The organism is Gimesia aquarii (assembly GCF_007748175.1).
GTDB lineage: Bacteria > Planctomycetota > Planctomycetia > Planctomycetales > Planctomycetaceae > Gimesia > Gimesia aquarii_A.
The window spans coordinates 5,702,726-5,728,677 of sequence record NZ_CP037422.1 but is presented as its reverse complement, the minus strand read 5'-3'; the positions used below and the strand labels follow the sequence as shown (position 1 = coordinate 5,728,677).

Annotated in this window: 18 protein-coding genes; 2 read left to right on the top strand and 16 right to left on the bottom strand. The window is 44.1% G+C overall.

Going from position 1 to position 25,952, the window contains the following annotated elements; genetic code table 11:
* Nucleotides 1-13: 13 nt before the first annotated feature.
* Nucleotides 14-646 (top strand): hypothetical protein, encoded by a 633-nt coding sequence (locus V202x_RS21705; protein WP_145178937.1) that lies wholly within the window; start codon nucleotides 14-16, stop codon nucleotides 644-646.
* A 68-nt stretch (nucleotides 647-714) separates the two neighbouring features.
* Here V202x_RS21705 and V202x_RS21700 read toward each other — a convergent pair whose 3' ends face one another.
* Complete coding sequence (locus V202x_RS21700) at nucleotides 715-1,014, bottom strand: hypothetical protein (RefSeq protein WP_144985795.1); 300 nt, start codon at nucleotides 1,012-1,014, stop codon at nucleotides 715-717.
* A gap of 416 nt (nucleotides 1,015-1,430) precedes the next feature.
* Between V202x_RS21700 and leuB the strand changes: the two genes are divergently transcribed.
* A complete protein-coding gene (gene leuB / locus V202x_RS21695) occupies nucleotides 1,431-2,504 on the top strand; it encodes a 3-isopropylmalate dehydrogenase (RefSeq protein ID WP_145180727.1) in 1,074 nt (357 codons plus the stop codon).
* A gap of 100 nt (nucleotides 2,505-2,604) precedes the next feature.
* On the opposite strand, the gene V202x_RS21690 is transcribed toward leuB, so the two are convergent.
* From V202x_RS21690 to V202x_RS21620, 15 genes are all read right to left on the bottom strand, one after another.
* Complete coding sequence (locus tag V202x_RS21690) at nucleotides 2,605-3,501, bottom strand: hydroxypyruvate isomerase family protein (RefSeq protein ID WP_145178936.1); 897 nt, start codon at nucleotides 3,499-3,501, stop codon at nucleotides 2,605-2,607.
* A gap of 40 nt (nucleotides 3,502-3,541) precedes the next feature.
* Nucleotides 3,542-5,101: a hypothetical protein gene (locus V202x_RS21685; protein WP_145178935.1), complete on the bottom strand. Its 1,560-nt coding sequence runs from the start codon at nucleotides 5,099-5,101 to the stop codon at nucleotides 3,542-3,544.
* Nucleotides 5,101-6,060, bottom strand: a complete 960-nt coding sequence (locus V202x_RS21680) for an ABC transporter ATP-binding protein (protein ID WP_145178934.1) — start codon at nucleotides 6,058-6,060, stop codon at nucleotides 5,101-5,103. Before V202x_RS21680 ends, V202x_RS21685 begins: the two co-directional genes overlap by 1 nt.
* On the bottom strand, nucleotides 6,053-7,846 hold the full coding sequence (locus tag V202x_RS21675) for a hypothetical protein (RefSeq protein ID WP_145178933.1): 1,794 nt from the start codon (nucleotides 7,844-7,846) through the stop codon (nucleotides 6,053-6,055). The genes V202x_RS21680 and V202x_RS21675 overlap by 8 nt, the downstream gene beginning before the upstream one ends.
* A 122-nt stretch (nucleotides 7,847-7,968) precedes the next feature.
* A complete protein-coding gene (locus V202x_RS21670; RefSeq protein WP_145178932.1) occupies nucleotides 7,969-9,837 on the bottom strand; it encodes an ABC transporter permease in 1,869 nt (622 codons plus the stop codon).
* The gene (locus V202x_RS21665; protein ID WP_145178931.1) at nucleotides 9,834-10,781 is read right to left on the bottom strand and encodes an ABC transporter ATP-binding protein; all 948 of its coding nucleotides are present in this window, start codon (nucleotides 10,779-10,781) and stop codon (nucleotides 9,834-9,836) included. The genes V202x_RS21670 and V202x_RS21665 overlap by 4 nt, the downstream gene beginning before the upstream one ends.
* A 44-nt stretch (nucleotides 10,782-10,825) precedes the next feature.
* Nucleotides 10,826-13,006: a hypothetical protein gene (locus V202x_RS21660; RefSeq protein ID WP_145178930.1), complete on the bottom strand. Its 2,181-nt coding sequence runs from the start codon at nucleotides 13,004-13,006 to the stop codon at nucleotides 10,826-10,828.
* 30 nt (nucleotides 13,007-13,036) lie between these two features.
* Nucleotides 13,037-14,920, bottom strand: coding sequence for a vWA domain-containing protein (locus V202x_RS21655; RefSeq protein ID WP_145178929.1), 1,884 nt, complete (start codon nucleotides 14,918-14,920; stop codon nucleotides 13,037-13,039).
* A complete protein-coding gene (locus tag V202x_RS21650; protein WP_145178928.1) occupies nucleotides 14,917-15,822 on the bottom strand; it encodes a DUF58 domain-containing protein in 906 nt (301 codons plus the stop codon). Before V202x_RS21650 ends, V202x_RS21655 begins: the two co-directional genes overlap by 4 nt.
* A gap of 6 nt (nucleotides 15,823-15,828) precedes the next feature.
* A complete protein-coding gene (locus tag V202x_RS21645) occupies nucleotides 15,829-16,845 on the bottom strand; it encodes an AAA family ATPase (RefSeq protein WP_145178927.1) in 1,017 nt (338 codons plus the stop codon).
* A 29-nt stretch (nucleotides 16,846-16,874) separates the two neighbouring features.
* Nucleotides 16,875-19,922, bottom strand: coding sequence for a VWA domain-containing protein (locus V202x_RS21640; protein WP_145178926.1), 3,048 nt, complete (start codon nucleotides 19,920-19,922; stop codon nucleotides 16,875-16,877).
* Complete coding sequence (locus V202x_RS21635) at nucleotides 19,919-21,778, bottom strand: ATP-binding cassette domain-containing protein (RefSeq protein WP_145178925.1); 1,860 nt, start codon at nucleotides 21,776-21,778, stop codon at nucleotides 19,919-19,921. Before V202x_RS21635 ends, V202x_RS21640 begins: the two co-directional genes overlap by 4 nt.
* Nucleotides 21,775-23,250: a hypothetical protein gene (locus V202x_RS21630; protein WP_145178924.1), complete on the bottom strand. Its 1,476-nt coding sequence runs from the start codon at nucleotides 23,248-23,250 to the stop codon at nucleotides 21,775-21,777. Before V202x_RS21630 ends, V202x_RS21635 begins: the two co-directional genes overlap by 4 nt.
* Nucleotides 23,247-24,290: an extracellular solute-binding protein gene (locus V202x_RS21625; protein WP_145178923.1), complete on the bottom strand. Its 1,044-nt coding sequence runs from the start codon at nucleotides 24,288-24,290 to the stop codon at nucleotides 23,247-23,249. Before V202x_RS21625 ends, V202x_RS21630 begins: the two co-directional genes overlap by 4 nt.
* Nucleotides 24,287-25,915, bottom strand: coding sequence for a hypothetical protein (locus tag V202x_RS21620; protein WP_145178922.1), 1,629 nt, complete (start codon nucleotides 25,913-25,915; stop codon nucleotides 24,287-24,289). The genes V202x_RS21625 and V202x_RS21620 overlap by 4 nt, the downstream gene beginning before the upstream one ends.
* Nucleotides 25,916-25,952 lie beyond the last annotated feature (37 nt).

Sequence of the window (25,952 nt, the reverse complement as noted above, 5' to 3'; positions counted from 1 at the left end):
TCTCTAGTTGAAGATGTCTATTATTCCTCATTCATTTTTGTTTCGTCACTCTATCGCTTTACCCGAGCTGACAGAGATTCCTCACAAACGAGGCAGATTACTAAACCTGCCGGAGTCCGCTTTACTTCCAAATTTGAGCCTTGAGAAAAAGTCAGATCAATGGGGTAAACTCAAACTTGCCTGGAATAAAGAGGGGCTGGGGATCGGTATAAAAGTCGATCAAAAACAACATCCCACCACAGCGACTGAGTATTTTCAGATATGGATCGATACTCGAGATACAAAGACAATCCATCGAGCCAATCGTTATTGTCACCTGTTTGAGTTCCATCCTGTCGGGAAAGCTGGCAAACAACAAAAGCCTGTTTGTTCTCAGCTTCCTATTAATCGGGCACAAAGTGATGCCCCCACCTGTGATCTTTCCGAAATCAAACTCTGGTCGAAAGTCAATTCAGCTGGATATGAATTAGATGCCTGGCTTCCTGCATCAGTGCTGTATGGATTTGACCCCGCAGCATATCCACAACTTGGCTTTTATTATGCCATTTCTGATTCAGAACTGGGCAAACAATTCATGACCGTTGGTCAGGAATTTCCCTATGGGCAAGACCCGAGTTTGTGGGCAACAATTCGTTTAGGTGACTAATATTAAAAACAGCAATCAATCCGTTCGGATTCATTGCTGTTTCGATATACGGTTATGAGGTTGTACGTTTAATTTCGTTTGGGTAAAGCCACAGCGTACAACATAGTCACAGCACCGACTGACATCAGGCTGAATGCAGCCCAGTCTGGAGGATTCAACTCTTCTTGTTTATCTTTATTCAAAGAGGTCATTCCTAAAAAACCGCGAAATTCGGGTTCCCGAACCTGTTGTGGTTCTTGAGTTGTTACTTTATGACTGAGTACCAGTTTGTCAACAAACAGGAATGAAGCGCCTGTAAGCATTACAAATAAGCCGGTAGCAAAAAACGTTGAGCGAAACATGCGATGTCCCTGTCCTGTAACATACATCGATTTCTATTCCGCTTGCCCCTCCTGAGCGCGAGCCCTTTTCCCGAAGTACCTTCCTGACCTTCAGAGCTTTAAATGCGAATCGACGACAAAATATAAGTTTAGCCCACTACTAACACAGTTTGAACATAGTAAGCTCCACTCTTTTTATCGGAATCATCGTCTGATCTCTTGATTTTGCAGAGCGAATAAAAATAGGCATCTTTTTTTACCGTCCGGTTGTATCGATATTTTGGATCATAGGAAATACTGAACACAACTGAAAAAAGTGTCTTTGTCGCTGCATTAAGTTTGCTCACAATTAGAAATGCAACATGGGGCCGGCTGGAGTTTTGGTAATTTAGTCGTTAAATTGGCCTTTCTGTAATTAAATGACCTGATTTACCAAGACATGAGAAATGAAGCGAGGAATGACTGTGGAAGCTCGGATTACATTATTACCCGGTGATGGAATTGGGCCTGAGATCGTAGCGGAAGCCAAACGCGTTCTGGATACAATTGCTGAAAAATACAGCCATCAATTTGAGACGCCCTCCTGTCCAATGGGTGGAAATGCCATTGATGAGTTTGGTGATCCCCTGCCTCCACAAACTTTAGAAACTTGTAAAGCATCACAGGCAATCCTCCTGGGAGCAGTCGGCGGTCCCAAATGGGATGACCCCTCTGCCAAAACCCGTCCTGAAGCCGGGTTACTACAAATTCGAAAAGAGTTAGGCCTTTTCGCAAATTTAAGACCCATTAAACCTTATAGCGAGTTACTCGATGCTTCTCCGCTAAAACGGGAAATCATTGAGGGGACAGACATCCTGTTTTTCCGCGAATTAACCGGGGGAATTTACTTTGGTGAGTCGGGAAGAATGGAGCACCCTGATGGAGAAAAAGCGTTTAGTGTGATGACTTACACTACCTCGGAAATTGCGCGCATTGTGCGTCTCGCGGCTGAGTCTGCACGAAACCGTGGTGGTAAATTGACATCCGTTGATAAAGCGAATGTTCTGGAAGTTTCCCGTCTCTGGCGTCAGGTAGCGGCAGACGTCGTCAAAAACGAGTTCCCCGATATTGAATATGAAGTTGTGCTCGTCGATGCGATGGCAATGCATTTAATCTCCCGCCCCTCCGATTTTGATGTCGTGGTTACCGGTAACATGTTTGGGGATATCCTGACTGACGAAGGATCGATGTTGCCAGGTTCGTTAGGACTTCTCCCCTCTGCCTCATTGGGAGAATCCGGCCCCGGTTTGTATGAGCCGATTCATGGTTCAGCGCCTGATATTGCGGGACAAGGCATCGCCAATCCATTAGCCACCATCCTGGCGACTGCCATGTTACTACGTCATTCATTGCAATTAGAAACAGAAGCAAAAGCTGTGGAAAGTGCCGTAGACCGAGTTCTCGCAGCGGGGCACCGAACCGCCGATATCGCCGCAGGCGGAAACCCGATCTCAACCAGTGAAATGGGAAGTTTTGTACTCCAGGAACTTTTAGCCTGAAATGGCTCGAGACAATAAAATTAAAGGCGGGTAAGAAACTGGTGTTTCTTTCCCGCCTTTCTTTTGTTAAAGAGAGTCGATCGAGTCAGGCTGTTTTCCGTTACACGTCACAAAGTTCAACAGCCTGCTTTAGTCCCTGATAGGGATCTCGTGTTGGGATAAACTCTTGACCGACAAAACCCTGGTATCCAATTTCTTGTAGAGCTTGCATGATCGGAGGATAGTTAATCTCTTGTTTCTGGTCTAATTCACCTCTCCCGGGATTTCCAGCAGTGTGAACGTGACCAATATAATCTTTATGTTGCCGTATTCGGCGAATAACGTCACCATCCATGATTTGAACGTGATAAATATCAAACAAAAGTTTCATCCGTGGAGAACCAATTTGCTTGATGATATCGATACAATATTCGGTCTTATCCCCCTGGTAACCAGGATGACCTTTCATGGGATGGCTATCATCACGTGAATTTAACATTTCCAAACAAACATTCACTTTTTTCTTCTCTGCATGCCCAATGATTTTCTTCAAACCGGCAACACAGTTTTTGGCTCCTTCTTCATCATTAATTTTACCATCTCGCATGCCAGTAAATGTGATCACACTCTTGACACCTCCCGCAGCACATTCATCAATTCGTTTCCGCAGAATTTCGATGCATTGATCCCAATGTTCGGGATTATTAAACCCTTTTTTGAACCCATGACTGGAAGCGATTGCACAAGTCAGACCATGTTTCTTAAGTGTTTTCCAATTTTCAGCCGGAGTTAATTCCACACTTTTCATTCCAAGTTGACTCGCAACCTGCGCTGTTTTTTCAAGATCCCAATATTTTTTGAAGCACCAGTGCACCACCGACTGGTTAATATTTCCTTTCAGAGGTTGCGGTTCTTTATTCTCACCGGCAATTGAACGCTGAGTACCCCATCCCAAAGCAGTGGCAGCAATGACACCTGAATTTTGTAAAAGCTTTCTACGACTGATTTCTGATCTCATAAGAACTTCTCTTCCTCGGAACTAATTTTGACAGTGACATTTATTTAGAGGCTAGTAGAACTAACCGTTCTTTAATTAAGAAATGGGAACCAACGATACAAGCGAGTAAACCGAGAGAAAAGAATAAAGACAGCACTTCAAACACTTCCTGCCTTATTCCTCCTCCTATGGAAAATATAGTCACCATTATAAAGAAAGTGGTATTCCCGACCCACATTAAAACGAAAGCCAGCGGCAAAGCACCCCATTTTATATATGTTGATAAAAATGCGGTTAAGTGCCAGAAAAAGAACACTTCTACGCACATCATCCAAAATGTTGGTTCTGGCAATATTTCATCGAGTGCTGAAAAGATTTCATCAATGATGAATAAGCTTCCAAACATAAGATAGCAACAGGCGGGAATAAGACTGAGCAGACATCCTGACAGTTTTGAATAAGCAATCCGTGCCATTGATTGTGGTAACATTGCCGTCGAAACCAAGGTATTCCACTGAATCTCAACTTGAAAGATGCGCGCTGAAATAAGACTGATTTCAATCAAGAGCACAAGGAACATTGACCAAAAGACGGTATATCCAATTAAATCCAAATCCCATTGATTTGAGGAAAATCCAATAAAAATACATAACGCCAATAGAGCGATGCCATAACAGACAAATTTAATCAATGTCATTCCAACACCGCCATTGAGAAAATAGAAGTCTTTCCACATTAACGCATTGTCCCAGGTACGGCTGGGGGAAAAAGTATGACTTTTCTTTTTTGAAATGACGCCGCGCCCTGGACTCAACCCCACATCAATCAATGCAAATCGGTTAAATAACATACATGAAAAAACAAACAAGATGAATCCAAAAACAATATGACCCCAGAATGGAATTCCCCAGGGAGAATCACTGAACCCAGTAGCAAGAATCGAGTTGATTTGGCTCAAAATAGAAATTTGACTCCGCCAGTCAAAGACTGTTTCTATGGAGTTCGCAAGCAGTGCTCCCTTCGTGATCCAGTTTTCAGATTGAATCACATTGAAAACCCACTCTAAAAATGGAAAACCTAAGAAAAAGAAAGCCAAAGCAATCACAACCAGAGTCGACGCAGAACGCGATCGAGCACACACAACAGAACAGAAAAGTCCCAGGTTAGCGAGACAAAACAAAAAGGCAGCTAGTGCGGAGTAGGCAGCAATGACTTGCGCTAAAGTCACACCGCCTAATGTAATTGAGAGCAATGTAAACGGGAATTGAACTGAGAGTAACAATAAAGCAGTCACCAACCGTGGCATCGACTTTCCCAACATAAGCGAGATCGGATTTACTCCCGCCATCAAAAGCAAGCCCATCGTCTGTTCTTCTTTTTCTTCCGTAATCGCAGTCGCAAAAATACTGATCCCCGCCATTAAAATAACAACAAAATTGAGATAAATAATTTGCGAAAATAAAACCAGACCACTGGCACCTATCGCCCGACTTGTTACATGAGCTGACATGAGAAAAAAAAGAATCATGACCGCAAAGAGAAATCGAAACAGATGCGTTCGCATTAAACGGAAGTCGACATTTAATGCGCGGTTGAACAATGCAAACGTTCCTTGAAACATTAACGAACTCCCTGCTCTGTTAAATCTAAAAATGCCTGATTCAAATGCTTTTTGTCCCTTTGGAAGCTTTCAATTTCTCCTTGTAATTCAATAATTTTTGATAATAGATTGCCTGTTGTGGTAAGGCTTGCATCAAACGAAATTCGCAGCTCGCGGGGGCGGTCTGTTTTTTCTACTTCCATCACACCTGGCTCGTTTTCTAAAGATTCGACTAAGCCTTCCACTTCAGATTCCAATGTCAGCTTATAGCAGGGATGCTCCTGCTCATGCGTTAGTAACCCATCCATCGTACCACTGTATTTCACTTTTCCACGATCAATAATAGTGACACTATCACAGAGCTCGGCCAACTCACTCAGGATATGAGAACTGATAAAAATCGTTTTTCCCATCCGTTTCAGTTCCTGTAAGATTTCCATCAGTTCAATACGCGCACGAGGATCGAGCCCTGAGGCTGGCTCATCCAGCAATAATAAATCGGGGTCATTCACTAAGACACGCGCTAAGCTGACGCGTTGCTGCATTCCCCGTGATAATCCGCTGATCAGCGAATCTTTCCGACCGTCCATATCTGTTAACGTCAATACATCATTGATTACCTGATCGCGCTGCTCCAAACTCAATCCATACGCCGCCCCAAAAAAGTCCAGGTATTCAAATACCGTCATCTGGCGATATGTACTAAAGTGGTCAGGCATAAAACCAATGCGTTTACGAATTTCTTTTACAGATGCGACCACATCATTTCCAAACACTTCCACTTTGCCAGCCTGAGGGCGTAATAAAGTACAGATAATTTTTAGCGTAGTCGTTTTTCCTGCACCGTTAGGCCCTACAAATCCATGTAAAGACTGGGGTTCGACTTGAAAACTCACTCCCTGCAAAGCGCGATGACCTTTAAAGGAATGTGATATATTTTTAATATCAATCACAGGTTGACTAAAAATCGGCTCAGTCATTTTTGCTGTTATCCTTTTTCTCAAGTAGCGCTAACTGGTTTGTAAACAGTACGCGCCCTTGTTGTGATCCTTGTACGTTCGTCTTCAGTTTAAATTCATCCGGAAGATCACAATAAATAAATAATTGTAAATGGGATAAGTCACCCTGGTATTGATTGAGTTGGCTGGGTTTCTCAATGTTCAGATTTTTCAATACAAGTCTTTCATACAAGCTGTCATAGATCTTTGAAGGATCTTGCTCTTCCTCCCCATAACCAAATTGACGACCATAAAGTTCATCAGAATCTAACTTTGAATTCCAGGCGGAAAGAGGAGTGCGTTGATTGCCAAGTACCAGGAACAGGCTGCCTGCTTCTTGACTCTGTTTCAGATCATACAATGCACGACCATACAATGCTTGAATTCGTTTTGTATTTTCTGGTAACGCAGAATTCACCCGAATTTTGATAATCTCAAGAATTGAATTTGTTCCAATCTTCTGGTCGATCAGTTCGAAATCTTGTAACTTATATTTTGATTTTATGCGATACATAAATCGTCGATCAGAAAATGGAGGAATATCTGCAATAAATTTTCCTTCCACCCCATTAATAATTCCTCCCTTTATTTTTTCCGTTTCTTGAGCGGTTGAATAGATGGGGCCATCACCGGTGAGCGAAAACTGATATTCAGCACCATCTGTTACAAACGAATTGACCCACCCCGTCAAGTCATATTGACCGTCTTGCAAAGGCTGAGCGATGATTAAACTGTTCATCGTAGTCGTTTCACCGTAACCACGTTTCCCAATCGTCCAAAAGATGGTGCTGAACAGCGCTACTGAGATGAGCAGAAACAGCAAAGAACTTCGATATCCTTTTTGTCTCTTATTGTAGAGATAACACCCAGGATAAATCATGAATATGTACAATATCGTCATTACGTAAATCAATTCCCAGTTGTGTTCAGGACGGGTAATATCAGAGAGCTTCTGAAGAAATCCTGCGTTGGTGTCGCCATACCGATAGTCATCATTCGTCTGATTATTTGTGTTCGGTTTTTTCTTTCTTTTCTGTAATGATTCGGGAATATCAATGCTCGATAATTGAGTCGCACGGACTTTTTCAATTTCTAATTTGATTTTTTCTTTATCAATCTGTTTCAGATCACCTTGATGACGAATGACAAGCCCCGAACCAATTCGGAAATGCTCAAATGGAGCATTCAACTCATTCATCGTATCTGAAAATACCAGATTATCTCCCGAAGAGTCCGGGAGCAAATGGAGAACGCCTCCCTGATAGAGCCAATCCATAAATGCCCCTCTCCGCGCAGCTTCCCAGCGTTTAGGAACATGATCCAAAATCACTTCATCCAAAGAATCTGCCGCAGTGACAAACGGAGGAAAGAGTTCTTCTGGAAATTGCTTGAAATGCCTTCCACTTCTTGAGAGTGCATCCATACCAGTTAAGATAATACGTGAAGAGTCACGGCCTCCATTCTCATCCATAGTTGAGGCGTTACTTCTACTGGATATTTTTCGGCTGTAAATAAAACGTGGTCCCCAGTTGAGAGACCAGTTATTCTGACCCTGGTCGATAATATAGGGATAAAACTGAACCCATTTTGAACTGAAGGGCGCCAGGTAGACTGCACGAAAAAGTGGTGCGCCAACTTTAGACCCATTGTATTGTTGCCGATTTAATTGCATCAACTCATCAAATACTTCGGGAGTATTATTGCTTAATAGCAAAGAAAGCGGAATACACTTCCCTTGAGTTGACTGGTTATTAAACCCCCAAATCACTTCTTCGATTTCAAGTGCAAAAGTGAATGATGGGAAGCATAGTAATAAACCAAGGCATCCAACGCTGAATAATTGGCGTTTGATTAGTCGATTCAGATTTTTTATGAATAGATGGGGAATCATTATTCTGAACTAAAAATAGGTTGATCACTGACTGGAATTTTCGCAGAACGATCAATATGGTAATCCTGGTCACTCAAGCGGCCTAAATTCTCATCGATGTGATTCAGACATTGAGATCGAAAAAGCATTAAGCAGCCAGCATAAATGATGGTGTTCACAAGTAGTGGAATCCAGGGAGTTCCAAACTCATGAAATTCGGCGATTTCATTGATCACCACAAATGAAGCCGGGCTGAGAAATAGACCATAGATGATCGAATCTTCGTCAAATGAGGGATTCAGCATAAAAATAGGAAACGCTAAAATAAATGGTAATATGCACCAGACGATGATCAAGCCTAATGCAGTCAAAATGGCTTTCGTTTGTGATTTCACCTTCATTCCGATCCAGCAGAAGAACCAAATCAGCATCGGCAAATAGATACTCAGTGTGATTAAGGATCCAACGAGATAGGCAAACCATTGAGTCTCATATCGATTTCGATATCCCGAGGTAATATAGGAATACTCCCATTTCCACCAGGCCTCAAAGAGCACAATCGTTAACAGAGGAATCAACAGCACCAGACACAATCGTTTTACACCCGCAATTTTCTGACGCATTAACTCTTTTCCCGAAATGGGTACCGTCAAGAGCACATCCAGTGTCTCATGTGAGCGTTCCCCGGAAATCAGACTCGTTGCTGATACCGCCAACAGCAAGACAGTCAAGCCCCATAGCAACCACAATAGAATGACTGCCCCATCAACCACGGGGTTGGGGCTACCAGTCGCAATAATAATACAGATGAAAAGTATCGGAACTTCAAGTGTGACGAGAATTCGAAACAGATAACGAAATGTACCCAGCGACTTCTTCGATGTTTCACGCCAGGCAATCGGGGCATATTCCGGTAATTTTATCTGTTCTTTTACGAGTACAATTCCGCGCGTGATGCGATTGTGATTAATTTTATTATACACTCGATCCAACGATTTGAACGCATTCAATAAATAATTTCGCGCGGGAAGAAAAGCACGACGGATCAGAAAATAATGTGCAAAAATCAGAAACATAAAAGTGCTGATGATGATGGGAATACTTAATATAAATGTACCGACTACAGAAGCAATTCCTCCGGTCCTGGAAAAACGATCAAACCAATAAGGTGCAAACATAATCGCACAAAGCTCTTCACCACCTCGACGAATATAATTGGATAATAATGGAGTGTTTTGGAGTGAGCGAGTGAACGATCGTATTACGTCACCCAGATAGAACAAATTGAGCTCGTATATGATAATCAGGCCAAACAGCATGATAAAACCAAGAATGTAAGTCGCAATAAAGGCAGATACCGTTGTGCGACAAAAACTGGAACACATGACTCCGAGTGCGGCCACTTGAAGCATGGTGATCAATAAGAGCCAGAGTGCGTTGATAAACATGGCCAGCGAAACGCCACCCAGTGAATAGGCAAATGCTAAAATCGGAAGCCCTAACATGAGAAACGTAATCATCGTGATTAAACGCCCCAGATATTTTTCCAGAATGATTGTGGAAGGGCTTAACCGGGTGATTAATAACAATCCCAGACTATTCCGTTCTTTTTCCTGAGTGATCACGCTACAAGTGATCGCGGGTAGAAAAAGGTAGATTGCCGTAAATTGCAAATAAATCATGGCTTCAAATATTTCGCGCCCTCGACCGAGAATGGCCATGGGATTATTTTGTAGACCGGAAATTGACTCGAGATAAATAAAACCGACAAATCCCAGAAATAAGAGCGCATAGATCGTCCTGACGATATAGGTTCGCCGACGATTCGCCATTTCGACTAATTCTTTAGACAACAGTGGAAGGCTGACCTGGAATTTCCTCAATTTCATGCGGTCTTCCCTTCCGTCAGCTTCATGAATACCGTCTCCATATCCATGGCTTCCGCCTGAAACATGCGAATTTTAGCACCAGTCTCAGCGATCTTGGCATGCAGTTCCTCAACCGCCAATTGGTCTTCCTGTAACTGAATCGCCAGACGATCTGCTTGCGCACTGACAGATTTCACACCATCGATTTCTTCAATGGTCTGGCAAATACCATTCATCTCACCCACAATCTGCACATGGATGATACGGCTCAATTCCAAACGTTTATATATATGATCTAGAGACCCTTGCGTCACAAATTGACCGGCTTCGATAATTCCGATACTGGTACAAAGCTGCGATAACTCATGGAGAATATGGCTCGAAATAATAATGGTCTTCCCCATTTCTTTTAACGCGACCAGAAGTTCCCGAACTTCAATACGGGCACGGGGATCCAGTCCACTAGCTGGTTCATCGAGCAACAACAAATCAGGATCATGAAGCAAGACTCGTGCTAAAGCGAGACGCTGTTTCATTCCACGTGACAAGGAATCAACGGGTGCGTCGATTTTTTCTGTTAAATCTGTCAATTCCAGCACATCGTTGACGATCGCTTTTCTTCTACTGCGAGCGATACGGTAGGCGGCTGCAAAAAAATGAAGATATTCCCTGGCAGTCAAATCTTCATAAACGCCAAAAAAATCGGGCATATAGCCGATCATCTCTCGAATTAAATGTGGTGCTTTTCCAACAGAAATTCCATTAATTTTGACTGACTGACAGTCATAATCACGTTGTAATGTGGCCAGGACTTTGATTGTCGATGACTTGCCGGCACCGTTAGGACCAATAAAACCAAAGACTTCTCCTTTCGGAATGGAAAAAGAGATACCTTTTACGGCTTCATACGTTCCGTAACGGACCCACAAATCTTTCACTTCCACCATGGGAGGTTGTATGCTCATTGGGATGTAAATTCTTCTTTAAATTAATCGTTAGAAGTGCTGTTTTATTTTTCTGCCACAATAAGTTGCCGATAAATCGTGTCCTGCTCATTACCGGGAACATAAACGACAACTAACCATTGACTGGGATCAGAAGGATCCAGAATACTCAAGTCTTCATAATTTTGACCACCTGAGGGTGATGTTTGTGAAACAATTTGAAAAAGACCGTTTTGACTTCGCACGCACAAATCATCCATGAAACTATTACGCCGTAGTCTATTATTTCCATAATAGTGTGGATAATTCTGGTAATACTCATTGAATAAGGCATAGTCTTGTTCGGACCGGTAATTATTTCGATTTCGTGGATTATTTGTTTGTGTAAAGAGTGGATGTTTTTTGACTTCTCCATTCTTCTGCCCTTGATAAACCATGACTTTAGCCCGATTCCCAAAAGCAGTTTTGATTTGTTTCCGTATCTTGACACGCCCTTGATTCGAACGAAGCTGATTCAATTGAATCGATGACCAGTCAAATTTTGTCTGCAATTCATCTGGATAATTCTTGATGATGCGATTCAGTTGAGGTGTCCATTGCGGCATCAACTGATAAACCGAGTATTGAGTGGGAATCGATCCTGCATAAAGCGGCGGCCCAACCAGTGATTGAACTCTGTTCCGAGCATACATGTTGTAATTCTGCGCCATCCCTAATTCTGTATGATTCAAGGGAGTGAAGAGTCCGGACTTGATGTTTGTTTCGATTTTTTGATAGGAACCTGTGAACAACAATTCGACTTGATTTTCTTTGACAGGCTTTCCCTGTCTGTCCAAATCATGAATTGTCAGTAATTTTCGTTCATAGGATGTCTGCATATAATGATCAGATACGATAAATGCGAGACAGGCAATACAAATGGAAATGATGGGGAATGTGATCCAGGTAAAGCGCCGCAACTGAAATTTTCCAAGAATAAAATATTCACCCGGACCAATAATGAGCACATACCCCAGGAGAATTGATGCAATCACCCAGGAGGGAACAATCCGTAATTCAGCCGGCATTAGGTCAGTGACAACCGCCCCTCCTGTAGAGATCGGTCGATAATTCAAATTAAATACCTGATTGGCAGAATACGCATTCATGTTGCGATAGTTTGTTCTCTTTTGTGTCTTTATGAACGCATCGACCAGTTCTTCATAATCCCATTTTTCCTGTTTATCAAAATAGTCTCGTTGTGATTCGCGCAACTTCCACAAGAAGAAGGGAATCTGTTTCAGCTCAGAAGCGGTAAGACGCTTTTCTTTCAGCGCTTCGGACAGCACAATCACACTCCTGCCCCATCCGGTTCGTTGCAACCAGACCTGCTCTGAATTTTCCATTACGAGCTTACCTTCTGAGTCAATCAGAAAGGGTGTCGCATTCTTAGTTTCGACAAGGCTATTCATAAACTGAACCTGTCGTTGTTCTAAAACAGGACCAGCAAGTAAACACAAGCTGCCTCCCGACCGCACCCACTGATGAATGGCTTTCAGATTTCTTGATTCCAGTTGCGCAAAACCACGTGCTGTAATCACCAGAATATCATACTGGTGGCAATCAATCGGTAGCTGAGGGTAATCAGGAGGAGGCAGATGAATGGAAACGGTTTTGACATTTAAAGACAACGGCTGATTTCTCAACATGCCCACATTAGGAATTGATCGCCTGAGCTTCTGAAAGTCTATCTTAATTGGTTCTTTAGGACTGATTGACTCAAAATCCAGTCGTTCCAAAAATTCCTTCAGGTCTTTCGACATGCTCATATCAAATGGATCACAGACTCCCACTGCAAACGTTCTTTGAAAACGCTGACCAACTCGCAATGAATATTCATCTTTAAAGTCATACTGTTGATTCGGAGTGACGAAGCTGAGCTTCAGTTTCACCTCCGAATAGGGATTATCCACTTTCATGGGAGGCAGCATCATCGGGATTTCATGGAAGCCCGCATGCATGGCAACATCATGTGATCTGAATGTTCCAAATTTTTCGACGCCGTCATGTACGGTAACCAGAAAATACCCCTCAAGAAGTCCTGTCGCTGACACTTGACATTGCCAGACAAACGAAACCGGGCCATTACCTTTGGGAAATTGTGATAATTGCCGAATATCGACCACTAATGGAAAGGACTGCGCAGGCAAAACCCCGGGCGTTAAAAAGAAAAACAACCATAAATAAAACAGACGTTTCTGAATCATAAAGGTAAGTTCTCTCTTTCCTTACGTTATCTATGCAGGAATCCCACCTGGTCGACGCTGAAAATACCACCACTCTAACAAAAGTAATACAAAGGCAATCAATGCAAATTCGCTCCAAAGTGGTTTATCGCTGTCGATTTGCGTTTGTGCTGCAGAAACCGGAACTTCACTAAACTGAATTTCGTCAACGGAAACGAGGGATGTCTCCATAGGGTTCAATAAACTTACACTAATTTCATCTGATTTTGCACCTTCACCACTGATTGTGTATTTCCCCACTTGCAAAGCGGCGACTCCGGAAACAATGCCATTCTTGTTACTTTCGGCAGTCAGCTGTTTCCCACCCGGCGTTTTAATGTTGTATTTTTGTTCTGGCACATACTCGACGGCAGGTAAGAGTGGGGTTGCTGAGGCCTGCACTTCTGCAATACCGGCTTCCTGTAATGTCAGCTGTATCAGATTCGAAACCATAATCGGGAAACCAACTCGGTAAGGCATAGTGGAACGATCTGTATTGAACAGAAAGTAAAACTCCAGCCCGTCCGAGTTACGTTTTTGTAATAAGAGTGGCCCTAATCGACCATGAATTAAGACTTCATAACCCAGTTCTTCCAGGTTTTCTACTTTGGCATTCTCTGCCCAAACGGGCTGCTCCGTAATTTGCACATCACCCAATTCCACATGCCGCAATAATGCCGAACTACGGTTCCAGTCAACAACATCTGTTAAATTTGTTTCGAGCAAAACATAATTTTTTAAATCCTCAGGCACAAAACCGACGCCCAGCTTGATCAATGCCTGTTTATCCATATTTTTTTCAGAAGAAGAAATGACCAGATCATATTCCGGAGGGCCCGCAGAGCCATCCTGCTCGGGATATAACACCAGATCTTTGTTCTCGTCTAACGCATAACGATAACTGGCGAGATCCGGATCAACGAACACTAATAATGAGCGTGATTGAGGAATATTGAGAAAGGCGCGATTATCAGCAGCTAAACTATCGTAGCTACCAGGAGTCAAAATCGCTTCCAGAGACGATTTTTTATCGGCATTCACGGAAAATTCCAGGCGTTGTGAATCCCCTTTCCCTAAGACGATCTCCTCTTTGGCAATGCTCTCTCCATCTTGCAATAACTCGACCGTGGCAGGACTATCATTTTTTTCTGAATTCTCAACCCGAATAAAAACATCCCAGTTTCCCGTCTGGTTTTTTCGTGCATTGAATGAAGTAATTCCCACATTGGATCCTGCTGAGGGAAGCAACTGGTAATTGAGATCAAAAGGTAGATCAAAATTGACTTCCTGAGGGAAATTTCCGTCTGAATAAAAAAGCACCGTATTAATAGGCACGGTCCTAGAGAGGGCTTGTGTCATCCGCAAGGCATCTTCCAGATTACTGGGGACATCATCAACGGTTAGTCCAGCCAGCGATTGTTTCAGTATGCGTTGATTATCCGTGAAGTCGGTCAATCGGCGTGCTGTCGAGCTAACAGCGACTAAGGAAACACGTTGATCTGGCAGTAAGTTATCGACAATTTCGCCAACACGTTCCTTCGTAAGTTCCAAGCGTGATTTTTTTGTTTCCGGATCTGTTGCCGCCATACTGGCAGAACAATCAATCAGAATTGGTAAATATTCCGCCCGCTCTGCTCCACTTTGAATATAGGGTTGCATCAGAGCCAGAACCAGAAACAGCAATAAAAGAATTTGCAGCAACAGTAAGATACTACGTTTGAATTTTTGAAATGGCGAATTGACGCGACGGTCGTTGATCACCTGGCTCCAAAGGGCCAACGAGGGAACACTTTTATGGGGGCGCTTTAATTTCAAAAAATAAAAGACCACCAATGGTATCAGCAATAACAGGTACCAGGCTCCTGGTAGTGAGTAAAAGCCAGGCCAAAAGTTCATCTGACCCACCCTTTCCGACGCAATACATCAAAGAGAACATGCTCCAAAGCATCACCGCTGTTGGTCGTCAAAAATCGTCCGGAACGTTGGCGACAGAGCATCGCCAGATGATCCTCTAACAAGGCACGATGTTCATGGTACAATCCCAACAAATCTCCGGCTGAAGAAATATCCAGAGTCTGCCCGGATTCGCTATCAACTAAACGTAAATCACCATTAATTTCGGGATCGATTTCAGAAGGTGCTAATATTTGCACCCCAAAGATTTCCAAACCCGCACTGAAAAGCATGTTAAAAGGCCGTTGTAAATCACCAAATGATTCATAATCAGAAAGCACGATGGCCACGCCACGCCCGCGATGTGAACGTAAAACATCTTCGACTGCTGCTTCAATCGGAGAATCACCACCGGCTTCAATCGAAGAGAGAAAATCAAATAAACGCTTCATACTGATGCGACCGGTGCAAGGCGACAAACTTACGGGGCGTCCTCCTTTGTGATTGCAGGAATAGGCACTGACCTTTTCAAAATTCATCAGCCCCATCACACCAAACGCAGCAGCCAGTTGCTTACAGCGCAAAAACTTATCTTCGTAGTCCATGGAAGAAGAGGCATCGAGAATCAGCACCACATGCATTTCTTCTTCATGCTGATATTGTTTCATGAAGGGACGATTCAGCCTGGAAAAGATATTCCAGTCAATATAGCGCACATCATCACCGGGAACGTAATTCCGATAATCCGAAAATTCTGTACTCGTTCCCCCTTTGCCGGAAAGATGCTCACCACGACTTCGATTTGTTAGGCGCCGCGTTGGATTTAAACGCAACCTCTCCAACTTTGATAATGTTTTATTATCAAACAAAGAAGTATATTGATTCGCTTGAGTTCCCTCCGACACTTCTGATTATTCCTTCTCTGGTAGTTCTTTACAGTTCTGCTCAATTAAGTCAGTCACATTGATATTTTCTGCCTGGCCATCGTAGTTCAAGAGCACCCGGTGCTGGAGTACTTCGTTGGCAAAATAACGAATGTCTTCAAAGGCGACATGTGCCCGCCCTTCACTGAGTGCACGAACGCGTGCAGATTTTATCAAAGATTGTGCAGCTCGCGGACTGGCTCCCCAATGAATAAAACGACGGACCTCTTCGGTGGCAAAGTCGGTTCCGGGATGTGTCGAGAGCACCAGCCGAATGGCATAGTCGCGAATTGGTTCGACAACAACGACTTTCTCCAGGAGATTTCTTAATTCAAGAATTTGCTTACTATCCAGTAATTTCTTCAACTCTACAGGCTGCCTCAGAATCGTTTGCTGCACAATTGTGTTCAACTCAGCCCGGTTGGGAAAAGGCACATTGACCTTAAACAAAAAGCGGTCCAATTGTGCTTCGGGTAGTGGATAGGTCCCCTCCTGCTCAATGGGATTCTGGGTTGCCAGCACAAAAAAGGGCTGGTCAAGCCGATATTGGGTTCCTGCGGCTGTGACAGTCCCCTCCTGCATTGTTTCCAATAAAGCAGACTGTGTTTTGGGAGACGCACGGTTAATTTCATCAGCCAGCAACAGTTGAGTGAAAATCGGACCTTTACGGAATTCAAACCGATAAGTTCCCGTCTCATCGGTGTTCATGATATTGGTACCGATAATGTCCGCCGGCATTAAGTCAGGTGTAAATTGAATCCGTTGAAATTCTAATTCCAATACCTTGGAAAGTGCTTTGACGAGTTCTGTTTTTCCCAGTCCGGGAACTCCTTCCAGTAAAACGTTCCCACCACAGAACAACGCATATAATGTTGATTCGACAACCCGTTCCTGGCCAATAATCATACGGCCGACTTCAGAACGAACTTCGGTAAAGACCTTTTTAAAATGGTCGGCTTCAGCCTGCAAAACTGTAGGCTCTTCAGTGACTTCTGGCTGATTCATATTGCTCTCTCCGCAGAATAATTTTTGTATTACTTTTCATCTTCCGATTGTCGTCTTCGTTTGAGATCCAGCAACCGACCAGTTGTGGTTGTTTTATCACCCGGATCAGTCGCGGGTTTCGTACCCGGAGGATTTGTCGTCTTCTCTGTCTTTTTCTTCTGACTAGTTTCCACTTGCGAATTTGGTCTGGTCGTTTTTTGCTTTTGTGCTTGCAATTGGGAAATCGTGGATTGCGAAGTCATCTGTTCTACTGCACCCGATGTCTTCCCTTTGCGTAAATCTAATTCTTCCACAACGCCTTGCTTACGTTGCAGTAACGCTCCCATCGTTACCGTACTTGCTTTTTGTTCTGAACCAAACCCAAACCAGCTTTTGATCACATACCAATCGAGTTGAACGCGTCTGATGCCAACATCCAATGGCACTAATATGGCCAAGGCAATCAGAAACCAATCGAATATAGGATTGGAACTTTGTTTGGGCGCGCGACGCCCATAGATCACTTCTGCTGCCTTGTCTGGATTCAGCCTTTGCCCGCCTGTCTTTTCTGCAATTTCTTCCAACACAATGGGATTCGAACGAAACCGCAGAAATTCCGGAGAATAAGGAACGATAAAACCACCATTGGCATGATCTTCACGGTCTCCTGATTTTCCAATCGCCATCACTTGATAACGCCCCTTGCCCCAAAGAGGAACTGAAGCCTGATATCGACGGGGGCTGACTTGCTTGAGCACTACCGTTTCTTTTTTATCATGAGGACCTGAAATGCGAGCCGCCACATTCAAAAACGATTCTTCAGGATGAAAATCTTCGACCATGATCGTCGCGTTGTTCCCATTGGTGTGGCTCCACATTTTGAGATGGGCTTGCTTTTGAACACGCGAGATTTTTATCATTAATTGCTTAATAAACGCACTGTAATGATCCCAATTCACCCAATCCGCTCCCCAGTTCGGGGATAAATCAGAAGTGAATGCGGCGGTTGTACCAAGTCCATAACGCCAGAACGCCAGGACGGGATCAATATCACCTTCTGCTTCTTTCTTTTCGGGTGCGTTCAAAACACCTTCTGCCCTGGGTTTGATTGTTGTTAACACATAACCGTGCAGAGGTGGAATCGCTTCAATTCCTTTGAGAACGGAGGAGATCATTCCGACTTCAGGTGTAATGGTTTCGTTTTGAATCATACTCCGTTTCAGCGTTTTTGATTCCTTGATGAAAATCGACGGCAGTTGATTGGGATCTGAAGGAAAGTAATATCGCCCCCCTGTCGCACTTGCGATTCCTCGCATGGTTGAGATATCACGGCCTCCATGCGGAAAGACCGCCACCATTGAGACGCTGACTTTATTTTTGATAAATCGGCCGATTAACTTGGGAGAGGGTGGTTGTGGATCGCCATCTGAAATAATAATCATGTGCTTTGTGGCCGCATCACTTTTGATGAGCCCTTCCAACCCTAACTCCATGGTGTTTACAAAGCTCGGCATATCGCCAATTTGAGCGCCATTGATTTTGGGCACCATTTTTTCGTAGTCACCGGCGGGCATCAGTTCAAAGAGCCACTTTTCGCCATTCATGTAATCATAGACCAACACGCCGACTTCATCTTGTGCTCCCAACACTTTAATGGCCTGTTTTGTGATCCGTTTTCCCCAGGTATTCCCTTCCGGGAATTCACAGGTATGTAAGATGATGGCAAGGGCGCCTTTGGGAAGCACTTTCTTTTTTGTGATGTCCATCGTTACTGGGAGCGCATCTTCGATGACCGTCCGATGATATCCCCCCGGACCATAACTATTCTCACCCCCCACCATCATGAATCCGATTCCCTGATTGAAGATGGAATCATGCACGGCTTTTAATTGAATCACATTAAAGGCATCGGCGGGGACATTGACAAACAGAATCGCATCGTAGGGCATTAAAGACAGCGAATCACCGGGAAATTCATAGGCGGAAATGGTCTCCACATTGCGTTCACCTTCACGAATCGCTTTGACTAAAGGTTCCCAGTCGCGATCATCTCCAGCGGGATCCGTCACAACCAGAACCTTGCCTTCTCCCTCTACAAAGAGGTAGTTGATCACTGTGTTGTTTTCGCGAATCTGATCTTCATCGCGTTTTGTTTCAATCGTTGCCGAATATTCATAGTAGCCGGCAGACCGTAAATAAATGGGAACTACAAAACGATTCTTACCTGCCTTGAAAGTCACATCCTCTTCATATATCGGCTCGCCATTTTCACGAAGCACGAGTTTGCCAGTGCCATCTTTCAAAGAAGACAGCACAACAGCGGCTTCATAATTTTCACCCAGTTTGACAAACCGCGGCAGTTCCAGATTTTCGAGCCAGACCTCTTTATCGTATTCATACTGGATGGGAAGGACATCAACGGCAACGCCGCGCGACTTCAGCTCATCCAGGATTTGTGAGATGGAACCTTCGGTTTCCGTTCCATCGCTGATTAAAACGATACGTCCGCGATTTTCTTCGGGTAACATCGCTGCTGCCAAGGAAAGCGTCTGCTGCAAATTTGTCGCGTCGCGGTCAATTCGCGAATTCAGTGCTTCAAACGGAAAAGAGACACGAGGTGGAAGCTCCACGGCAGAATTGCGCCCGAATACAACTAAACCTGCTTCATCGGTCTGTGGTTTTTCAGTAACTGTCTTTGTGACAAATTCTAAAGCAGAATCCACCGATGATTCACCAATCGAATCAGAAAGATCAACGGCATAGACGACAGAGATGACATCCCGCACACGAACCGAGCGAGGTTCGGCGATCAGCATCACAAAGAGGCCCAACATTACTAGCCGAGAGACTAGAGCAGCCAGCGCTCTACCTTTACTCAAGCCTCCATAACCGGCAACCGAAAGCCACCAGATCCAGATTGAAAACAGAATCAAACCAAAGGCCCAGGGGCGGGCAAATAATAAAACACCAGACAATTCGAGGCTGATGCAAAGAGCGGCATAAAAGACAAGAAAAAAGATCAAAGGTAGCGCACGCATCCAGGTCACGGCGATACGTGGTTTCGGAACCAATTGATGATAGAGTTCTTTGATCTTCATGGTATTAATTTTACGATTAAACGATTACCAGTGTCAGCCACGAACACCTGATCTTTTGAATTTACTGTAACTCCCCAAGGAGTGACGAATTCGCCTTGTTTACTGCCTGTCTTCCCGAATCTGCCTAAAACTCTGCCTTCTAAATCTGTTTTTGTAATACGGCCTGCTCCGTATTCCACGATGTAAAATTCCTCTTTGGAACGATCAATGGCAATGTCATATGGGTAATAGAGCGGAATTCCCCCAGTTTTCGTGCCTAAAACTTCTAAAAAGGCACCTTCATCTGAAAATACCTGTATGCAATTATTACTGGCATCTGCCACGTAGATTTTTCCCTGGTGCCAGACCATCCCGGAAGCCCGTTCAAACTGCCCCGGTTCAGTCCCATGTTCTCCAAATTCTAACAAAAACTCGCCCTCTTCTGAGAATTTCTGAACTCGATCATTGCCTCCATATTCGCCGACATAAATGTTACCAGAGGGGTCTTGAACAATGGAAACCGGGTAAATAAATTGCGAAGGCCCTTCTCCCTGTTCCCCCAGCATTTTTTGGACATTTCCCTGATCATCAAAAAACACAACCCGGTGATAATGGGTATCAGCGACTGCGATTTGACCATTCTTCAAGAAGCAAATTCCCTCCGGTTTGCCAACATCATAGTCAGGCATCATCCATTTCCTGACAAGTTCATTCTCAGGATTATAAACTAAGACACGTCCGGCGTTATCAAGTACATAAAGTTCTTCCTTCGGTCCGACATTCACACTGCGCGGCGCAGGAACCTTAGTTCCCTCAGAAGGAAGGGACCATTGAACAATCTTTGGAAAAGAGAGTTCGGGAGCAGAATCCGAATGACAACCAAAGCAGGTCAACAAACAAAAAAGGAGCAGTAACAAATGAATCGATATGCGATCCCCCGGTTTCAACGTTGCACGTGGAGGTCGATGGTAAAAGGTTTGATTTGATTGAGTTTGTCGATGAACCATTTCGACTTTCTCAAGCGCGCCACTGAATGTTGTCTGGCGCACTTCCCATTCACTGGACTCCTCTTTTATCAGCGTTAGCTGTTCCGGACGGACGAGTGTGATCGTTTCTGATTGATTTTGACTTGATTTTGCCTTCACATCAGAAAGATCGTTCACCGGTCCTAAATACATCCCGATTTGATACGATGGGGGCGCATAATAAAGATCATACACTGCCCCTGCATAGACCACGGCTCCTTCATCTAAACAGACAACATGCTGTGCTTCTTTCAATACTAACTCTGGCATGTGTGTTGAGAATACCAGCGAAGTTTTGTTTTTTTCACAATAGTGACGAATGGCATCCCAATATAAAGGCCAATGTGCCTGGTCCACATGCACTAAAGGTTCGTCCATGACTAATACCTTCGCCTGACTGGCCAATGCACGGGCCACCGATAAACGGGACGCTTCTCCTTGAGAGAGTTGACCCGGATATTTTTTCCTGACTGATGTCAGACGAAATGCATTCAACAATTCTTCTACGGTTTCATCAAGTGTCTCGGGGTCAGGATGAACCAGCGCCAGATGTTCTTGAACATCATATTGGGGCCATAAACCCAATGAATGCGGCACCCAAAAAGTTTCGACCGTAGAGTCTGACGGAAAAGAGTGGTCCCTACGTACTACACTTCCCTGATGGGGACACTCATACTCGACCAACAGGTTCAGCAAAGATGTTTTTCCTGCTCCCGAATACCCCATAATGGCAGTGATGCCCTGAGGGATCTCAAGATCAACATCAACTAAACGGTCACCGGATACCCCGCGCAGACTGACATTCTTCAGCGACCATATAGAAGATTCAGATTGTTGAGTTCTCATATTCATGAAGTTGACACAGTTTTAGTGACATGCTTTTGATCTAAAGTAAGCATCCACAGCTTTTTGACAATGGGTAACAGTAAAAGACTGACTAACACGGGGATGCAAAAACTCAGAAAGGTCATCGCCGACAGAATAGAATTCTGGCCATAATGCATTAAGTTATATAATCGAACAGAAGATGTCATTGCATTATTGGGGGCCAGAATAGAGCTAATCGTTACATCCCAATAGGCCCAGAATGCGAGCAACACCACCGCCCAATATTGCATCCGCCCACTCACAATCCATTGTAAACGCCCTCCGTTTTTCATCTGACTCTGATTTGGGGAGTGACTTAATACACGAGCTAAAAAAAGAGGTTCGCGCTGCCATTGCGATCGAAATATCAACTTCAAGAACGCAGCTCTGGGAAACAGAAACAATACGAGCGTGATAAAAAGTGGCGCTGGGGTATCGTATAACCAGTGGCCATAGTCTGTTAAAAAGAGTGACGCCATGATCAGTGCCAGTGTCAGTGAACCACACAACCCCGGCAGGCAGCATATCAAGCCGAGCATTTTTAATTGACGAGATCGATTTTCCGAAAAGAAAAATGAAGCAAGCCCCCAGGCTGCAATTCCAGCGGTGATTCCATACAGCAGCCCCCAACCACTCTCCTGCAGGATGCCCAGCAACTGCAATTGGTTTCGGAACAAACTACCGATCGCACGCAAGCCACCTCCCCCTGTCAAGCTGAAGGGAATCAGCACGATCACTGAGAATGCAATCAGCAAATAGATTAACGAACTCATTTGCGAAAAGACCGAATTGCTTCTGGAATCGGGGTGCTGCTTGAATTGCGGTTGTTTTTGCATACGACTTAATAAAAGTGCGACTCCGGTAACGAGCAATAGTTCAACACAGAGGGGAACCGTCAGAAAGGAAAGTGCTTCGTGAAGAGGAACGCCTCTTGCCTGTGCATCAAAGATCGATACAGTCCATGAATCCCGGTAAATAAGAGACGCCATTTCAAATTCTTGAAAGGCGAGGAGAAACAGGAGTGCCCAGATGGGAAAAGAACGTAACACATTTTTCCAGAAGAAGAAACTCCATTGCGCAGCGACTCCCGAAATCTGAGCAGAGGCGGACCGGACCGATTTCCGGATGAAGTCGGCCTCTGAAGTCACCAGAGGTGGAGCAGCAAAACAGAAACAAATAATTCCCACAGGAACCACTTTCAGGAACACAAGACTTGAATACACCAACTCGATTAAAAAAGGATACTGTGACAGTTTTAAAACCATCAACGACCAGACATAACCCACAATCAAATCAGGCACCAATAAGGGAGCCAATATTAAGGCAAACAACAAAAACGAACGTTTTGAATGCCTCGCTTCAACAAGTTTTGACAAATGCCTGGAGACGAAGACTGCTAGAATCGAAATCACCAGACTGCGTAACACGGTCACGCCACATATTGTGGCCAAGCTCATTTCAAATACTCCGATTCGAGCCAGGCCAATACTTTTTCTCGTTCTTTGACTAAATTCGCTAAAGGATAGGCATTCTTAACATAAGGTTGTAATTCTCTGACTTCAGCCGGAACTTGATCCCAATTCACATCTCCTAAAGGTATCTGTCGTGATTGTGACTGAGCTAATTTGAGTTCCACTTCTTCAGACAGAAGATAATTGACTAAAGTTTCCGCCTGCTTTCGTCTTTTTGTGCCTTTGATAATGGCCACGCTATTGGGAATGAGAATTGTATGTTCGTCGACCGTAATCGGTAATGAAGCGACTGGTTTTCCGTCATCGACGGCAACAAAAAAATCATCTGTATCGGTAAACCCCAAGGCACAAGAACCACTGGCCACCAGATTCTTTACACCGGCATTGCCCGAAGTCTCCTGAATGTTTCTTTCCTGAAGGGACTGATACCACGTTTTTAGTCGATCCAATCCCCACGCATCACAGAGAACAGTAAAGTGAGTTAATGTGGTGCCATAGAGTGGCTTGGCAATAGCAACGTCATTTAACGGACCAGAGAGTTTCTGCTCGATGCTCTCCCTGGTCGCTGTCAGCTTTTCAGTGTTGGTAATATACACTCGCAATCGTGCGGCAAAGCCTGTCCAGGTTCCATCAGGGTCTTTAAACTTTGCGGGAATTCTCTGATACCCATCGCCTTGATACGTTTCCAAAAGTCCCTGTTCTTTCAGAGTTGCTGTCCCCAATGTTTGATTATTCCAGAAGACATCACAGCGCGGATGATTTTGCTCCCGGATGATTAAATTTGTCAAACCCAATGATTTTGTCGCTTCGGTATCGAAGCGCGGTTCGACTTTGATTCCGGTTTTTTGTTCAAACGCATTGAGTATCTCTTCGGAGAATACGGCATCATGCGCGCAATAGACAACGAGAGCCTCGTCCTGCTGGCGATAAAAAAAGACCAATCCGATTGCTAATATGGCAACAAACTCGACGATTGCCAGAATGCGCCATCCGGAAACAGGTCGCCCCCCTACATTTTGATTCATTTCTTGGATGTTGTTTCTTTAGGTTGTTTCTCAAGTGAATTGAAGTATTTTTTGATTCCTTCATGATAACCAGGGGGAATCTGCTCCTGTATGATTGCTTCACTCATGCCCTGTTTAAGATCGGTCATCAATTTGTTATAGCTCTTTTTGGCCTCTCCCCGGTCGCTGAGCCCCTTAGTTTTGAATGAGAGCAGAACTTTACCAGCGGTGATAGCCGATTTCGATTTTTCAGTTTTGAATCCCTTGTCGCCAGTATCATCTTCATCAACTTTGGCTCCGCCTCCCTGGCCTTCGCCACCGGTTCCTTCCCCTTCGCCCGCCATTTCTCCCATCATCTCTGCGTACAGTTCTTCATAATCTTCAAGAGTCATGCAGTTTTCACATGCTTCCCCATCCAGACCAGATTTATCATTTGCCTTTTTGGCCATTTGTAACACTTTCAGTGCTTCTTCGAGCTTTTTCATATCTTTGGCAGACTGTGCGATTTCTTTCAGTTCCATTTTGGCCAGATCCATAGATTGCATTGCTTCTTTGAATGCTTCATCCGGATTCATTCCTTTGGATTGTGCCATTTGCATTTGTTTCATAGCGCGTTTCAATGCCGCGGCCATCGCTTTGGAGTTTGTTTGTTCGCGTGCGAAAGATTCCATTTCTTTTAGTTTTTTCTGGATTTCGTTTTTCAACTGCTCCCGTTTCACAGGATCAGTCTCTTTCATCAATCGCTTCAGCTGTTCTTTTAATTCATCCATTTCTTTTGTGAGAGATTGCGTCGAACCTTCCTGTAGTTCCTTATTCCACTTCTTCATGCCTTCATTTTTCGACATTCCCCCAAATTTCTGAGCCTGATCGCTTTTCATCATCAGACCTTTCATTTTCTCTTCAGCGATCTTCCGCCACTTACCACCCAGAGATTTCTGATGCCCGGCGAGAGTCTTCGAATTCTGTTGTTTTTTTCCAGGCTTCATTTTTCGAAAATCGGATTTCAAATTTTCCACAGCCATTTTGACATCTTTAGACTCTTCATCCCCTTCTCCGTTATCTTTATTCTTTAAGTCAGCCATCCTTGCTTTGGTTGCCTTTTTGGAGCTCACAAATTCTTTTACTTTTTCTTTTTCAATTTCCGCGGCTTCAACTTTGCCAAATGGATCAAACTGCGGTGCATATTGTAATACTAAAAACAGACAAACGGCTCCCGCGCATGAAACGGCTAAACGCTTGCCCCACTCAAAACTGACAATCTGAGCAGGCCTGATTTTTCCCGCTTTCTGTTCTGCGTCCTTCACAACCAGCGGCTTGTAGTTGCCGACGGCACTTTCCAACATTGTCATGGTCAAAAACAGATCTTTTGTTCCTTGGCTCTGATCAATGAGCCGTGCGGCCTGCTCTTTGCCTGGCTTGCGATAGAACAGACAGGCCAACAAGATTGTTCCGACTAAGACACTACCAGCCGACTCCAAAGTAAACCAGTCTCTGAGATAGCCCGAAAAACGACTATACAACAAGACTGCCAGGTAAGCAGATAAAGAGCAAACGAATGCAACAAACAGGCTGCGCCCCCAACTCGCGATGGCCAGACGTCGTTGCACCTGTTGAATGAGATGATTTGATTTATCCATAGATTCCATTTTCGCTTCCCCTCATCTGGTAGAAGGATGACCTGCT

Bases quoted from the DNA above. Each gene is read 5' to 3' on its own strand.
- V202x_RS21705 (WP_145178937.1), top strand. From the start codon at position 14: ATGTCTATTATTCCTCATTCATTTTTGTTTCGTCACTCTATCGCTTTA.
- V202x_RS21700 (WP_144985795.1), bottom strand. From the start codon at position 1,014: ATGTATGTTACAGGACAGGGACATCGCATGTTTCGCTCAACGTTTTTT.
- V202x_RS21690 (WP_145178936.1), bottom strand. From the start codon at position 3,501: ATGAGATCAGAAATCAGTCGTAGAAAGCTTTTACAAAATTCAGGTGTC.
- V202x_RS21685 (WP_145178935.1), bottom strand. From the start codon at position 5,101: ATGTTTCAAGGAACGTTTGCATTGTTCAACCGCGCATTAAATGTCGAC.
- V202x_RS21680 (WP_145178934.1), bottom strand. From the start codon at position 6,060: ATGACTGAGCCGATTTTTAGTCAACCTGTGATTGATATTAAAAATATA.
- V202x_RS21670 (WP_145178932.1), bottom strand. From the start codon at position 9,837: ATGAAATTGAGGAAATTCCAGGTCAGCCTTCCACTGTTGTCTAAAGAA.
- V202x_RS21665 (WP_145178931.1), bottom strand. From the start codon at position 10,781: ATGAGCATACAACCTCCCATGGTGGAAGTGAAAGATTTGTGGGTCCGT.
- V202x_RS21660 (WP_145178930.1), bottom strand. From the start codon at position 13,006: ATGATTCAGAAACGTCTGTTTTATTTATGGTTGTTTTTCTTTTTAACG.
- V202x_RS21655 (WP_145178929.1), bottom strand. From the start codon at position 14,920: ATGAACTTTTGGCCTGGCTTTTACTCACTACCAGGAGCCTGGTACCTG.
- V202x_RS21645 (WP_145178927.1), bottom strand. From the start codon at position 16,845: ATGAATCAGCCAGAAGTCACTGAAGAGCCTACAGTTTTGCAGGCTGAA.
- V202x_RS21640 (WP_145178926.1), bottom strand. From the start codon at position 19,922: ATGAAGATCAAAGAACTCTATCATCAATTGGTTCCGAAACCACGTATC.
- V202x_RS21635 (WP_145178925.1), bottom strand. From the start codon at position 21,778: ATGAATATGAGAACTCAACAATCTGAATCTTCTATATGGTCGCTGAAG.
- V202x_RS21630 (WP_145178924.1), bottom strand. From the start codon at position 23,250: ATGAGCTTGGCCACAATATGTGGCGTGACCGTGTTACGCAGTCTGGTG.
- V202x_RS21625 (WP_145178923.1), bottom strand. From the start codon at position 24,290: ATGAATCAAAATGTAGGGGGGCGACCTGTTTCCGGATGGCGCATTCTG.
- V202x_RS21620 (WP_145178922.1), bottom strand. From the start codon at position 25,915: ATGGAATCTATGGATAAATCAAATCATCTCATTCAACAGGTGCAACGA.